At 72.5% G+C, this 12,540-nt stretch carries 11 protein-coding genes; 9 read left to right on the top strand and 2 right to left on the bottom strand.

Annotated features, from left to right (window positions below):
• Positions 1–134 precede the first annotated feature (134 nt).
• Complete coding sequence (locus ACZ7EC_RS06155) at positions 135–716, bottom strand: biotin transporter BioY (protein ID WP_471058674.1); 582 nt, start codon at positions 714–716, stop codon at positions 135–137.
• Positions 717–1,188: 472 nt separating this feature from the next.
• On the opposite strand from ACZ7EC_RS06155, the gene ACZ7EC_RS06150 reads away from it, so the two are divergent.
• The 9 genes from ACZ7EC_RS06150 (at position 1,189) to ACZ7EC_RS06110 (ending at position 11,699) form a co-directional block, all read left to right on the top strand.
• Positions 1,189–2,388 carry an ROK family protein gene (locus ACZ7EC_RS06150; protein WP_471058672.1) on the top strand — a complete coding sequence of 400 codons (1,200 nt, stop codon included), beginning with the start codon at positions 1,189–1,191 and terminating at the stop codon, positions 2,386–2,388.
• A gap of 242 nt (positions 2,389–2,630) precedes the next feature.
• On the top strand, positions 2,631–3,671 hold the full coding sequence (locus ACZ7EC_RS06145; protein WP_471058670.1) for an ABC transporter substrate-binding protein: 1,041 nt from the start codon (positions 2,631–2,633) through the stop codon (positions 3,669–3,671).
• Positions 3,668–4,525 carry an ABC transporter permease gene (locus tag ACZ7EC_RS06140; protein ID WP_471058668.1) on the top strand — a complete coding sequence of 286 codons (858 nt, stop codon included), beginning with the start codon at positions 3,668–3,670 and terminating at the stop codon, positions 4,523–4,525. Before ACZ7EC_RS06145 ends, ACZ7EC_RS06140 begins: the two co-directional genes overlap by 4 nt.
• Positions 4,501–5,241, top strand: coding sequence for an ABC transporter ATP-binding protein (locus ACZ7EC_RS06135; RefSeq protein ID WP_471058666.1), 741 nt, complete (start codon positions 4,501–4,503; stop codon positions 5,239–5,241). The genes ACZ7EC_RS06140 and ACZ7EC_RS06135 overlap by 25 nt, the downstream gene beginning before the upstream one ends.
• Complete coding sequence (locus tag ACZ7EC_RS06130; RefSeq protein WP_471058664.1) at positions 5,238–6,575, top strand: LLM class flavin-dependent oxidoreductase; 1,338 nt, start codon at positions 5,238–5,240, stop codon at positions 6,573–6,575. The genes ACZ7EC_RS06135 and ACZ7EC_RS06130 overlap by 4 nt, the downstream gene beginning before the upstream one ends.
• Positions 6,576–6,620: 45 nt before the next feature.
• The gene (locus tag ACZ7EC_RS06125; protein ID WP_471058662.1) at positions 6,621–7,535 is read left to right on the top strand and encodes a TauD/TfdA dioxygenase family protein; all 915 of its coding nucleotides are present in this window, start codon (positions 6,621–6,623) and stop codon (positions 7,533–7,535) included.
• A gap of 121 nt (positions 7,536–7,656) precedes the next feature.
• On the top strand, positions 7,657–9,042 hold the full coding sequence (locus ACZ7EC_RS06120; protein ID WP_471058660.1) for an amino acid permease: 1,386 nt from the start codon (positions 7,657–7,659) through the stop codon (positions 9,040–9,042).
• A gap of 770 nt (positions 9,043–9,812) precedes the next feature.
• Positions 9,813–10,460 (top strand): superoxide dismutase, encoded by a 648-nt coding sequence (locus tag ACZ7EC_RS06115; protein WP_471058658.1) that lies wholly within the window; start codon positions 9,813–9,815, stop codon positions 10,458–10,460.
• A gap of 216 nt (positions 10,461–10,676) precedes the next feature.
• Positions 10,677–11,699 (top strand): 2-hydroxyacid dehydrogenase, encoded by a 1,023-nt coding sequence (locus ACZ7EC_RS06110; protein WP_471058656.1) that lies wholly within the window; start codon positions 10,677–10,679, stop codon positions 11,697–11,699.
• Positions 11,700–11,855: 156 nt separating this feature from the next.
• On the opposite strand, the gene ACZ7EC_RS06105 is transcribed toward ACZ7EC_RS06110, so the two are convergent.
• Positions 11,856–12,512, bottom strand: a complete 657-nt coding sequence (locus tag ACZ7EC_RS06105) for a mycothiol-dependent nitroreductase Rv2466c family protein (RefSeq protein WP_471058654.1) — start codon at positions 12,510–12,512, stop codon at positions 11,856–11,858.
• Between the last annotated feature and the right edge of the window lie 28 nt (positions 12,513–12,540).

The following is a 12,540-nucleotide window of genomic DNA, read 5'->3' as shown; positions in this document are numbered from 1 at the left end:
CCGTCCATTCCTTTGCAAGCAAGCGGAAACAGGCCCCCTCCTCCCCCCCCCCCCCCCCCCCCCCCCCCCCTCCCCCGCCCCCCCCCCCCCCCCCCCCCCCCCCGCGGCCGTCGTGGTGTACGGGGGCGACTTCCCTAGCGCTTGCCCGCGAACTTCCACGCGGTCGGCAGCAGCCCCATCGCGAGGGCGGCCTTGAGGGCGTCGCCGATCAGGAACGGGACGAGGCCGGCGGCGACCGCCTGGCCGAGGGAGAGGTGGGCGGCCAGGGCCAGGTACGGCACGCCGACGGCGTAGATGACGGCGGAGCCGAGGATCATCGTGCCCGCCATGCGCAGCGGCGAGCGGTCGGCGCCGCGGCGGGCGAGGGCGCCCACGACGGCGGAGGCGAGCAGCATGCCGAGGACGTAGCCGAAGGAGACCGCGCCGGTGCCGGAGTCGCCCCCCGCGAACCACGGCACGCCGACCATGCCGGCCAGCGTGTACAGGGCGAGGGAGAGGAAGCCGCGGCGGGCGCCGAGGGCGGTGCCGACCAGCAGCGCGGCGAAGGTCTGGCCGGTCACCGGCACCGGGGAGCCCGGCACGGGCACCGACAGCTGGGCGGCGAGCCCGGTGAGCGCGGCACCGCCGAGCACGAGGGCGGCGTCGCGGGCGCGGGAGGCGGGCAGCAGGTCGGCGAGGACGGCACCCGGACGGGCGCTGACGGTGGCGGTGCTCATGGGGACTCCGCGGATAGAGGGGGACAGGTGGGAACATCGCGACGCTATACCGGCGCCCCGAATGCGATCACCGTCAGCGCTCGACAAAGGGTTGATCGGCAGCTTGGTGGGCTCCGCACAAAAGTACGGTTCACACCGGGTACGGCGTGACGGTGGTCACTGGGGTGGGGTGCTCCGGCAGACTCCGGGAGCCCGCGGCGGCTCTGTAGGGATCCACCAAAGAGGGGGTGGGCCCTGGTGCGCCGGCCCAGGTCGTCTCGGTCGGTGGGCGCGGGCTGGGCAGGGGGTGGGGGCTTTGCTAGCTTCGGGGGCATGGTTGCCCAGGCCCGGTATTTCACGTCGCGTCGCTATGTCGACCTGCGGCGGCAGGGCACGGCCACCTGTCGTCGCTCGGGATAGGGGCGGGCCCCTTTCTGGCGCCGCCCCGTCCTTTCCGGTCTTCCGACGCACCGGCTCCCGAGGACGGTTCTCCATGCCCCGCAGTGCGGCCTCCACCCTTGTCTCCCCCGTACCGCGCGCCGCCGACCGCGACCGGCGGCGCACCAGTGCCAGCGTCGTGCTGCGCTCCGTGCTGGAGCACGGGCCGGTGGCGCGCAGTACGGTGGCGCGGCTGACCGGTCTGTCGCCCGCGTCGGTGACCGAGCACTGTGCGCGGCTCGCCGGGCTCGGGCTGATCCGGGAGGCGCCGGTGCCGCGCCGTTCGCGCGGGGTGGGCCGGCCGCATGTGCCGGTGGAGCTGGACGACGCCCGGTTCGTGGTGGGCGGGGTGCATGTGGCGGTGCCGTACACCACCGTGGCGCTGCTGGACCTGCGCGGCCGGGTACTGGCCAGGCGCGAGCTGAAGCACGAGCGGACCGACCCCGCGCGGGTGTTGGCGCGGGCCGCCGAGGGGCTCACCGCGCTGCTCGGGCAAGCGCCGGGGCGCCGCCCGCTGGGGGTGGGGGTCGCCGTGGGCGGCTGGGTGGACCGGGCGACGGGCACCGTGGTGGAGCACGAGCTGCTGGGCTGGCGGGAGGTGCCGGTGCGGGACCTGCTCGCCGCCCGTACCGGCCTGCCGGTCGAAGTGGACGGGCACGCACGGGCGCTGGTGAACGGGGAGCGGCTGTTCGGGCGGGCCCGCGGCAGCCTGAGCGTGCTGCATCTGTTCGTGGGCAATGTGGTCGACGCCGCGTTCGCCACCCATGACGAGGTGCACCACGGCCCCCGGTCCGCGGCCGGCGCCATCGCGCACCTGCCGGTGCCGGGCGGCACCGAGCCGTGCCCGTGCGGGCGTGTCGGATGCCTTCAAGTCGAGCTCGGGGAGCGGACGTTGTGCCGCAGGGCGCGGGCGGCCGGGGTCACCGACTCGGCCAACCCGATGCACGTGGTGGCCGCGGCGGCGGGCGGGGACGCGGTGGCCCGGCGGCTGCTGGTGGAGCGGGCACGGGCGACGGGACGGGCGGCGGCGCTGCTGCTCGATGTGCTCAACCCGGAGACGGTCGTGGTCACCGAGGTGGGGGTCATCCACTTCGAGGAATGCCTCGACGCGCTGCGGGAGGCGGCCGGGAATTTTCGGTCCGCGGCGGTGCTGCCGACGAGTTTCCCGGATTCCGTGCTCGCGGTCGCGGGCGGTTCCGTGCTGCTCGACGCATTGTTCCGGGATCCGCTGGGCGCCTCACCTGAGGGTATTTAATTCAGAAACTCGGAATGTTGACATGAGTCGTATGGGGCCTGGAACATGCTGCTCATGAGCCCCCTCACGAGCTGTCGATCCGGTCGTCACGCCTTCTGTTGCTGACGTTCCGCCGTGCGTGAAGCGCATGTTGCCGTGAATTTCCCAGGGCTTCTCCGTATTTCCCCCGTGTTTCTCCGCGTTTCTCCGCGTTTCCGTTGGCCGGGCTGTTTCGCCGACCGGCTCTCTCCGGGAGACCTGCCATGCACCGTCGCCTCTTCCTCACCTCCCTGCTGGGCGCGTCCGCCGCCGTCACCGGACTCGGCGGCTGCGCCAAGGGCGTGGCCACCGCCGACGCCGGCGCCGCCACCCGGCCCCTCGCGGACCGGGTCCCAGCCGGGACCAGCCTGAAGATCACCTCGTACCAGGGCGTGGAGCAACTCCAGTTCAAGCTGGGGAAGTTCCCGCCGCTGCCGTTCACCGTGTCCGACTGGGTGAACATCGGCGCCGGACCCGATGTCATCAACGCCTTCCGCGCCAGGTCGCTGGACCTCGCCAACAACGCGGGCATCCCGCCGATCCAGGCGCAGTTCCAGGGCCTCGCGGCGAAGATCGTGGCGATCGAGCTGACCCGCAAGCCGAACTACCTGTTCGCGACCCGGCCCGGCAGCGACATCCACACCGTGGCCGACTTCAAGGGCAAGCGGCTCGCCTTCTCGCAGGGGCAGGCGCAGGGCGTGGTGCTGCTGCGGGCCCTGAAGAAGGCGGGCCTCGCGTACGACGAGGCCAGGCTGGTGCCGCTGACCAGCAACCAGTTCCTGACCGCCCTCCAGTCCGGCCAGGTGGACGCGGCCCCGCTCGCCAACAGCCAGGCGCCCGCCTACCTCAGGCAGTACGCGGCGAAGGGCGCCCGCACCGTCACCACCGACGTGGTCGACCTGCTGAACCTGCTCTGGGCGCCGCAGGCCACGCTGGACGACCCCGCGAAGGCCGCCGCGATCGCCGCGTACATCCCGCAGTGGGCCAGGGGCCAGGTGTGGCAGTACGAGCATCCGGACCAGTGGAACGAGGAGTTCTACGTCAAGACGCAGAACCTGACCCTCCCGCAGGCGAAGTCCATCACCGCGCTGGCCAACAAGCCTCTTTTCCCGCCCCGTTGGGACGAGGCGATCACATGGGAGCAGGAGACCGCCGATCTGCTCGCCGAGGGCGGCTTCGTGAAGAAGACCGATGTGTCGGATCTGTTCGACCACCGCTTCGAGGCGATCGCCGCGCGGGCCGTACCCGAGGAGTACCGGAGGTGACCGCCGTGACGACCACGACGACGACGGCGGCCACCGCGCCCGTCAGCGCGTCCGGGGAGCTGCCCCCGGTCCGCCGGCGGCGCCGCCTCTCCCCCGGCCGCCGGCTGCCCGCCGCCCGGCTGGCCGGCCCCCTGCTGGTGCTGGCCGTCTGGGCGATCGCCTCGGCCGCCGGACAGCTCGACCCGGCCGCGATCCCGGCGCCCTGGACGGTGCTGCGCACCCTCGGCCACCTGTGGACCGACGGCACGCTGCCCACCGATGTGCTCACCTCGCTGCGCCGGGCCGCCTACGGCTTCGCGATCGGGCTGACCGCCGGGGTGCTGCTGGCGCTGGTGTCCGGGCTCAGCCGCACCGGGGAGGCGCTGATCGACGGGACCGTGCAGCTCAACCGGGCGATCCCGACCCTCGGCCTGATCCCGCTGTTCATCCTGTGGCTGGGCATCGGGGAGACCTTCAAGATCGCCATCATCGCGATCGTCGTCTACATCCCGGTCTACCTCAACACGCACGCCGCGCTGGCCGGCATCGACAGCCGCTATGTCGAACTCGCCGAGGTGCAGGGCCTGTCGAGGCTCCAATTCGTCCGGCAGGTGGTGATTCCGGGAGCGCTGCCCGGCTTCTTCGTCGGGCTGCGGCTCGGGGTGACCGGTTCCTGGCTGGGCCTGGTCGTCCTGGAGCAGATCAACGCCACCAGCGGACTCGGCTACCTGATGTTCCAGGCGCAGAACTACGGCCGTACCGACACCATCCTCGTCGGCCTGCTGATCTACGGCGTCTTCGGCCTGGTCTCCGACAGCGCGGTCCGTCTGTTCGAACGGAGGGTGCTGTCATGGCGCCGCACACTGAGCAGCTGACCCGGCCCGCCACCGCCGTCCGACTGCGTTCCCTGCACCGCTCGTTCGGGGACCGGACGATCCTCGGCGGCATCGATCTCGAACTGCCCGCCGGACAGTTCACGGCGCTGCTCGGGCACTCGGGGTCCGGGAAGTCCACCCTGCTGCGGGCCGTCGCCGGACTCGATCACGGGGTGGCCGGGTCCGGGCAGGTCGCGGCGCCCCGGCAGGTCTCGGTGGTGTTCCAGGACTCCCGGCTGCTGCCCTGGCGCCGGGTGCTGGACAACGTGCTGCTCGGCCTGGACGGGAAGGACGCGGCACAGCGCGGCCGGGCCGCCCTCGCGGAGGTCGGTCTCGAAGGGCGGGAGCGGGCCTGGCCGGGCGAGCTGTCCGGCGGCGAGGCGCAGCGCGCCGCGCTCGCCCGCGCCCTGGTGCGCGAACCCGGACTGCTGCTGGCCGACGAGCCGTTCGGGGCGCTGGACGCGCTGACCCGGATCCGGATGCACCGGCTGCTGCGCGAGCTGTGGGAGCGCCACCGGCCCTCCGTGCTGCTCGTCACCCATGACGTGGACGAGGCGATCGTGCTCGCCGACCGGGTCCTCGTCCTGGAGCGGGGCCGCATCGGCCTCGATCTGACCATCGACCGTCCCCACCCGCGCTCCTACCGGGAGCCGGTCCTGGGCGAGTACCGGGAGCGGCTGCTCGCCGCCCTCGGTGTCACGGAGGACCACCGATGACCACCCGCCGACTCCACCTGAACGCGTTCCTGATGAGCACCGGCCACCACGAGGCGTCCTGGCGGCTCCCGGAGAGCGATCCGTACGCGCACGTCGACCTGGGGCACTACACACGGCTCGCGCGGAGCGCCGAACGCGGCACCTTCGACAGCCTGTTCCTCGCCGACAGCCCCCAGTTGTGGAACAACCTCGGGCAGCGTCCGGCCGGTGCCCTGGAGCCGCTGACCCTGCTGACCGCGCTGGCGACGGCCACCGAGCACATCGGCCTGATCGCCACCGCCTCCACCTCCTACAACTCCCCCTACAACCTGGCCCGCAGATTCGCTTCGCTGGACATCGTCAGCGGTGGCCGGGCGGGCTGGAACATCGTCACCACCGCGGGCGCGGAGGCGGCCCGCAACTTCGGACTCGACCACGAGCCGGCGCACGCCGAACGGTACGCGCGCGCCGCCGAGTTCCTCGACGTGGCGCTGAAGCTGTGGGACAGCTGGGAGGACGACACGATCGTCGCCGACAAGGCGGCCGGCGTCTGGGGCGACGACGACAAGATCCACCCGCCCCGGCACGAGGGGCCGTACTTCCGGGTCGCGGGCGCCCTCAACGTGCCGCGCTCCCCGCAGGGTTACCCGCTGCTGGTGCAGGCGGGCTCCTCGGCGGACGGCAAGGCGTTCGCGGCGCGGTACGCGGAGGCGGTGTTCACCGCGCAGCAGACCCTCGCCGACGCGCAGTCCTTCTACGCCGACATCAAAGACCTCACCGAGCGGGCCGGGAGGGACCCCGAGCACCTCAAGGTGCTGCCCGGCATCGTGCCCGTACTCGGCTCGACGGAGGCCGAGGCGCGGGCGAACGAACAGGTCCTGGAGGACCACATCGTGTACGAGCACGGGCTGCGGCGCCTGACCGGTCTGCTGCAACTCCCGCCCGGAGTACTGGAGTTGGACAAGCAGCTGCCCGCCGACCTGCCGCCCGAGTCCGCCGTGGAGGGCGCCAGGAGCCGGTACACGCTGGTGGTGGAGCTGGCCCGGCGCGAGCGGCTCACCGTGCGGCAGCTGATCGGCCGGCTCGGCGGCGGGCGCGGGCACCAGACCTTCGCCGGGACGCCCGAGCAGATCGCCGACCGCATCGAGACCTGGTTCACGCGGGGCGCGGCCGACGGCTTCAACATCATGCCGCCCGTGCTGCCCTCGGGCCTGGACGCCTTCGTGGACCACGTCGTACCGATCCTGCGCGCCCGCGGCCTGTTCCGCACCGAGTACGGCCCCCGGCGCACCCTGCGCGAGCGCTACGGCCTGCCACGCCCCGCCAACCAGTACCTCTCCCCCGCCTTCGCCTGACACCCCCGGCGGACCGACACCGCCCCCTTCGGAAAGGACCACCCCATGTCCCTGGAGATCACCAAGGTCACCGCGCGCATCGGCGCCCGCGTCTCGGGCGTCGATCTCACCCGGCCGCTCACCGGGGAGGAGGTGACCGGCATCCGCGAGGCGCTGAACGTCCACAAGGCGCTGGTCTTCGCCGCCGACGGCCTGGACGACGCGGGCCAGCAGGCCTTCGCCCGGCACTTCGGTGCCCTCACCACCGCCCATCCCACGGTCGGCGCCGTCGAGGGCGCCCCGAACGTGCTGCCCGTGGACAGCGAGCGGGGCCGCGCCAACCACTGGCACACCGACGTCACCTTCGTCCTCAACCCGCCCCAGGCCAGCACCCTGCGTTCGATCACCATCCCGCCGTACGGCGGCGAGACCCTGATCGCCAACGCGGCCGCCGCCTACCGGGACCTGCCCGAGCCGCTGCGCCGCTTCGCCGACACGCTGTGGGCCGAGCACACCAACGACTACGACTACGCCGTGCCGGACGAGGAGATCGACGCGGAGAAGGCCGCCCACCGCGCCCAGTTCACCTCGATCAAGTACCGCACCGCCCATCCGGTGGTCCGGGTGCACCCGCTGACCGGGGAGCGCGGGCTGTTCGTCGGCGGGTTCGCGCAGCGGATCGTGGGCCTGTCCACCGGCGAGTCCCGCAAGATCCTTGACCTGCTCCAGGCGTACGTGACCCGGCCCGAGAACATCCTGCGCCACCGCTGGGCGGAGCGGGAGCTGGTCCTGTTCGACAACCGGATCACGCAGCACTACGCCATCGACAACTACGACGGCCTGCCGCGCCGGCTGCACCGGGTGACCGTCGCCGGTGACGTCCCGGTCGGCGTCGAGGGCAAGGAGAGCTACTCCATCGAGGGCGACGCCTCGCACTACACGCCCGTGGCCACGCCTGCGGACGCGACTGCGGCGGCGTAACCGGGGTCTCACTCTCCGAATGCCGGATGTCCGGATACTGGGCGGCCGCTCCGTGTGAACGGACAGGTCGCCCAGACTGGGTTGGTTTTTACCCGTCTATTGCATCGGGAGAGCCGCGCCCATGCCGCCCAGCACCACCCGCCCGGACACGCCCCGACTCGCGGACGATCCCGCCCTCTCCCACGGCCTCAAGCAGCGCCATCTGTCGATGATCGCCCTCGGCGGAGTGATCGGCGCGGGCCTGTTCGTCGGGTCCGGCGCGGGCATCGCGGCGGCCGGACCGTCCATCGTGATCGCCTACACCCTGTCCGGGCTGCTGGTGATGCTGGTCATGCGGATGCTCGGCGAGATGTCGGCCGCCTACCCGTCCTCGGGCTCCTTCTCCGCCCACGCCGAGCGGGCCATCGGGCCCTGGGCCGGGTTCGCGGCCGGGTGGGCGTTCTGGGTGCTGCTGTGCACCGCGGTCGGACTGGAGGGCATCGGCGCGGCGAAGATCGTGCAGGGCTGGGTGCCGGGCAGCCCGCAGTGGATGTGGGTCGCCCTGTTCATGCTGGTCTTCCTGGGCACGAACCTGGCCGCCGTGAAGAACTTCGGCGAGTTCGAGTTCTGGTTCGCCGCGCTCAAGGTCGGCGCGATCTCGCTGTTCCTGGTGCTCGGCGTGCTCGCCATCACCGGCGTACTGCCCGGCACCGACTCCCCCGGCACCGCCCATCTCGACCAGTTCCTGCCGCACGGCGGCCAGGGCCTGGTCATCGGCCTGCTCGCCTCGGTCTTCGCCTACGGCGGCCTGGAGACGGTCACCATCGCGGCGGCGGAGTCCGAGGACCCGGTGCGGGGCGTGGCGCGCGCGGTGAAGACGGCGATGTGGCGGATCGCCGTCTTCTACATCGGCTCCATGGCCGTCGTCGTCACCCTGGTGCCCTGGAACGACCCGGAGGTCGTGGCACGCGGCCCCTACGTGGCGACCCTGGACCACCTCGGGATTCCGGGCGCGGGCCAGCTCATGAACGTCGTGGTGTTCGTGGCCCTGCTGTCCGCGATGAACGCCAACATCTACGGCTCCTCGCGCATCGCCTACTCGCTGGTCCAGCGCGGCCTGGGCCCGAAGGCGCTGGCCAGGGTGTCCGGCGGGGTGCCCCGGATCGGCGTGCTCACCTCCTGCGCGGTCGGCTTCCTCTGCGTGCTGCTGAGTTACTGGCGGCCCGACGACGTCTTCCCGTGGCTGCTGAACATGATCGGCGCGGTGATCCTGGTCGTCTGGATCTTCATCGCCGTCTCCCAGCTGCTGCTGCGCCGCCGCATCGAGCGCGAGGCACCTCAGAAGCTGGTGGTGCGGATGTGGGCGTTCCCCTACCTCACCTGGGTCGCGCTGGCGGGCATGGCCGCGGTCTTCGTCCTGATGGCACGGCAGCCCGACACCCGCGTCCAGCTGTACTCCTCGGGCGCGATGACGGTCGTCCTCGCGGCGGCGGGCTACGTCTGGCAGCGGGTGCGCGCCCGGCGCTGACCCGCAGCGCACCCGGCACGCGTACGCCGGCTACGGCCCACGTGTTCGTGGCGCCGGGCCCGACGTCGGCGATCGCTTGGTCGCGGTGGTTGACGGTCCCGCCGAGCGCCGCCCGGCCGGCCTCGGCGGGGACCGCCATGCCGGTCGCCGCCGGCCACGAGGAACTTCACCACGGCGGGAAGCCCGGCGAGATCGACCCGGCGGGCGAGGCGGCCTTGGTCGACGCAGTCGAGGGCGCGTGGCGTGCCCGGCCGGTACCGGAGTGGTCCCACGGCCCTTCGGCGAGGCAGCCCGCAGGACCACGCCGAGCGCCCGGCCGGCCTCGGCGAGGACCGCCATGCCGGTCGCCGCGGCCACGAGGAACTTCACCACGGCGGCAAGCCCGGCGAGATCGACCCAGTGGGCGAAACGGCCCTGGTCGACGTCGCCCCGGCGGGCGAGGCGGCCCTGGTCGACGCGGTCGAGGGCGCGTGGCGTGCCCGGCCGGTACCGGCGGTCCCACGGCGGCCCGTCGGCGAGGCAGCCGCGCGACGGCGGCCGCCCTCGATCAGCAGCTCGCCGAGCTCGCCGGGCTCGAACGCGGACCGGCCGGGCGGAGGCGAAGGCCGGCCGGTGGTCGGCGCGTTCGCGGCCCTCCAGGGCGGTGCGGGTGCTGGAAGTGATCACAGCGGGGTCGTGGCGACACGGGGGGGCTTCCTGTCGCTCCGGCCCTGTTGTTGCTAGCGTGTAGTTGCAAGTACTTTGCAATAAGGTTCCGGAGGGGATCACCCATGCCCGTCTACACGCTGCCCGAGCTGCCCTACGACTACTCCGCGCTGGCCCCCGTGATCAGCCCCGAGATCATCGAGCTGCACCACGACAAGCACCACGCGGCCTACGTGAAGGGTGCCAACGACACGCTGGAGCAGCTGGCCGAGGCGCGGGACAAGGAGTCCTGGGGCTCGATCAACGGCCTGGAGAAGAACCTGGCCTTCCACCTGTCCGGGCACATCCTGCACAGCATCTACTGGCAGAACATGACCGGCCCGAAGGAGGGCGGCGGCGAGCCGCTGGCCGCCGACGGCGTGGGCGGCCTCGCCGACGCGATCAAGGAGTCCTTCGGGTCCTTCGCCGCATTCAAGGCCCAGCTGACCAAGGCCGCGGCCACCACGCAGGGCTCCGGCTGGGGCGTCCTCGCCTACGAGCCGCTGAGCGGGCGGCTGATCGTGGAGCAGGTCTACGACCACCAGGGCAACGTCGGCCAGGGCGCCACGCCGATCCTGGTCTTCGACGCCTGGGAGCACGCCTTCTACCTCCAGTACAAGAACCAGAAGGTCGACTTCATCGAGGCCATGTGGCAGGTCGTCAACTGGCAGGACGTGGCCCGTCGCCACGAGGCCGCCGCGTCCCGCGCGAACGCGCTGCTGCTGGCCCCGTGAGCCCGGCACGCGCCGCGCGCCGCTGAAGCGTCCTGCCTCGTGATCGTCTTCTCACCCTTCACGGCGGCAGGCGGATGAGGGGAGGCCCTCCGTGAGGACGTGACTCACGGAGGGCCTTCCGCCGTGTGCGGGGCGCGTGCGGAGATTCCCCGCTTTCCCCACACACGAAAAGGGATTGACGCCCCTCAGGCGATCATTACACCCTGTGTTCCTGTGATGACCTCCAGTGTGCGGGTACTGGCCGCCGGCGACCACTTCGTGCTCCCCTCGCTGATCACGGCCGCGCTGGCCAGGCAAGCCCACTGCGATGTACGGGAGTTGACGCTCGACTGGCCGCAGAAACCGTTCGGCTCGGTGGCCGAGGTGGAGGAGGCCAGCGGCGCGGAGGACGAGCTGATCGCGGCCCTCGCCGGCGCGGACGTCCTCGTCACCCAGAGGGCGCCGGTCACCGAGCGGGTCCTCGCCGCCCGCCCGGAGCTGCGGCTGGTCGCGGTCTGCCGGGGCCGCCCGGTGAACGTCAACCTCGACGCGGCCCGCGCCCACGGGGTCCGGGTGTGCTGCGCGCCCGGCCGCAAGGCCGCGGCGGCGGCCGAGTTCACCGTCGGCCTGCTGCTCGCCGCCCTGCGGCGGATACCGCAGGCCCACGACCGCCTTGCCGGGCAGGGGGGTTGGGCGGGGTCGAGGTACTACACGTACGAGCACAGCGGCCTGGAGGTGGAGGATCTGCCCGTCGGGCTCATCGGCTACGGCGCGGTCGGCAGCCGGGTGGCGCGGGTGCTGGGGGCGCTCGGGGCGCGGGTGATGGTGTACGACCCGTACGCGCGGGGCGAGATGCACGGGCTGCGGATGGCGTCGCTGGACGAGTTGCTGCGGCGCTCGCGGGTGATCAGCCTGCACGCCCGGCTCACCGTGGAGACGCGGGGGCTGATCGGGGCGCGGGAGCTGGCACTGCTGCCGCCGGGGGCGGTGGTGGTGAACGCGGCGCGGGGGGCGCTGCTGGACGAGGGGGCGCTGTGCGACGCGCTGGAGGACGGGCGGGTGGCGGTGGCGGCGCTGGACACGTACGCCGAGGAGCCGCTGCCGGCGGACTCGCGGTTGCGGGCGGTGCCGGAGCGGGTGCTGCTGACGCCGCATGTCGGCGGGGCGAGCCGGGCGGTGGCGGAGAAGGGGGCGCGGATCGCGGCGGCGGAGGTGGGCAGGTGGGTGCGGGGGGAGGCGCTGGCGCACTGTCTCACATGAGCGGGGGGACCGCGCGAGACGGGCAGGGCCTCGCGCGCGACTCGCGAAGCCCTGCCCGTTGATCACGGCGGCACTCTCCCGCACCCGCGGAATCGATCCGCCCCGGCACCCAGGGGCCGGGTGCGGTCGGTGCCGTACTCTCCGCGTCCGCGCAGGTCAGTCGAAAATGGGCCCCTGCGTCCGCGTTCGCTTGATCTCGTAGAAGCCCGGTACCGAGGCGACCGCCAGGGTGCCGTCCCAGAGGCGGGCGGCCTGTTCGCCCTTGGGGGCGGGGGTGACGACAGGGCCGAAGAAGGCGATCTGCTCGCCGTTGTCGCCGGGGACGGCGATGACCGGGGTGCCGACCTCCTGACCGACCTTGTCGATGCCCTCCTTGTGGGAGGCGCGCAGCTCGGCGTCGAACTCGAAGTCCTCCTGCTCGGCGTAGTCGATCAGCTCGGCGGGCAGCCCGACGTCGGCCAGGGCACCGGCGATGGCCTCCAGGGTCGCGCCCTCGCCGTTGTTGTGGATGCGGGTGCCGAGCGCGGTGTACAGCGGGCCGACGACCTCCTGACCGTGCTTCTGCCAGGCGGCGGTGACGACCCGGACGCCCTGCCAGGCGCGCACCGCGAGCATCTCCCGGTATTCCTCGGGCAGCGTGTCCAGCTTGTCCTCGTTGAGGACGGCGAGGCTCATGACGTGCCAGCGGATCTCGATGTCGCGGAGCTTCTCCACTTCCAGGACCCAGCGGGAGGTCATCCAGGCCCACGGGCACAGCGGGTCGAACCAGAAGTCGACGGGGGTCTTGCCGGACGGGGACGCGGTGTCGGACATGGCTCTCCTCAGCGGGAAGGTGATTCTT

The organism is Streptomyces sp. NPDC037203 (assembly GCF_055605065.1).
The sequence above is the reverse complement of the archived record's forward strand: the minus strand, read 5'-3'. Positions and strand labels throughout refer to the sequence as shown.

What these genes read in the sequence shown, in the direction of transcription:
- ACZ7EC_RS06155 (WP_471058674.1), bottom strand. Translation starts at nt 716, where the DNA reads ATGAGCACCGCCACCGTCAGCGCCCGTCCGGGTGCCGTCCTCGCCGAC.
- ACZ7EC_RS06135 (WP_471058666.1), top strand. Translation starts at nt 4,501, where the DNA reads ATGGCGCCGCACACTGAGCAGCTGACCCGGCCCGCCACCGCCGTCCGA.
- ACZ7EC_RS06125 (WP_471058662.1), top strand. Translation starts at nt 6,621, where the DNA reads ATGTCCCTGGAGATCACCAAGGTCACCGCGCGCATCGGCGCCCGCGTC.
- ACZ7EC_RS06130 (WP_471058664.1), top strand. Translation starts at nt 5,238, where the DNA reads ATGACCACCCGCCGACTCCACCTGAACGCGTTCCTGATGAGCACCGGC.
- ACZ7EC_RS06115 (WP_471058658.1), top strand. Translation starts at nt 9,813, where the DNA reads ATGCCCGTCTACACGCTGCCCGAGCTGCCCTACGACTACTCCGCGCTG.
- ACZ7EC_RS06105 (WP_471058654.1), bottom strand. Translation starts at nt 12,512, where the DNA reads ATGTCCGACACCGCGTCCCCGTCCGGCAAGACCCCCGTCGACTTCTGG.
- ACZ7EC_RS06110 (WP_471058656.1), top strand. Translation starts at nt 10,677, where the DNA reads ATGACCTCCAGTGTGCGGGTACTGGCCGCCGGCGACCACTTCGTGCTC.
- ACZ7EC_RS06150 (WP_471058672.1), top strand. Translation starts at nt 1,189, where the DNA reads ATGCCCCGCAGTGCGGCCTCCACCCTTGTCTCCCCCGTACCGCGCGCC.
- ACZ7EC_RS06120 (WP_471058660.1), top strand. Translation starts at nt 7,657, where the DNA reads ATGCCGCCCAGCACCACCCGCCCGGACACGCCCCGACTCGCGGACGAT.
- ACZ7EC_RS06145 (WP_471058670.1), top strand. Translation starts at nt 2,631, where the DNA reads ATGCACCGTCGCCTCTTCCTCACCTCCCTGCTGGGCGCGTCCGCCGCC.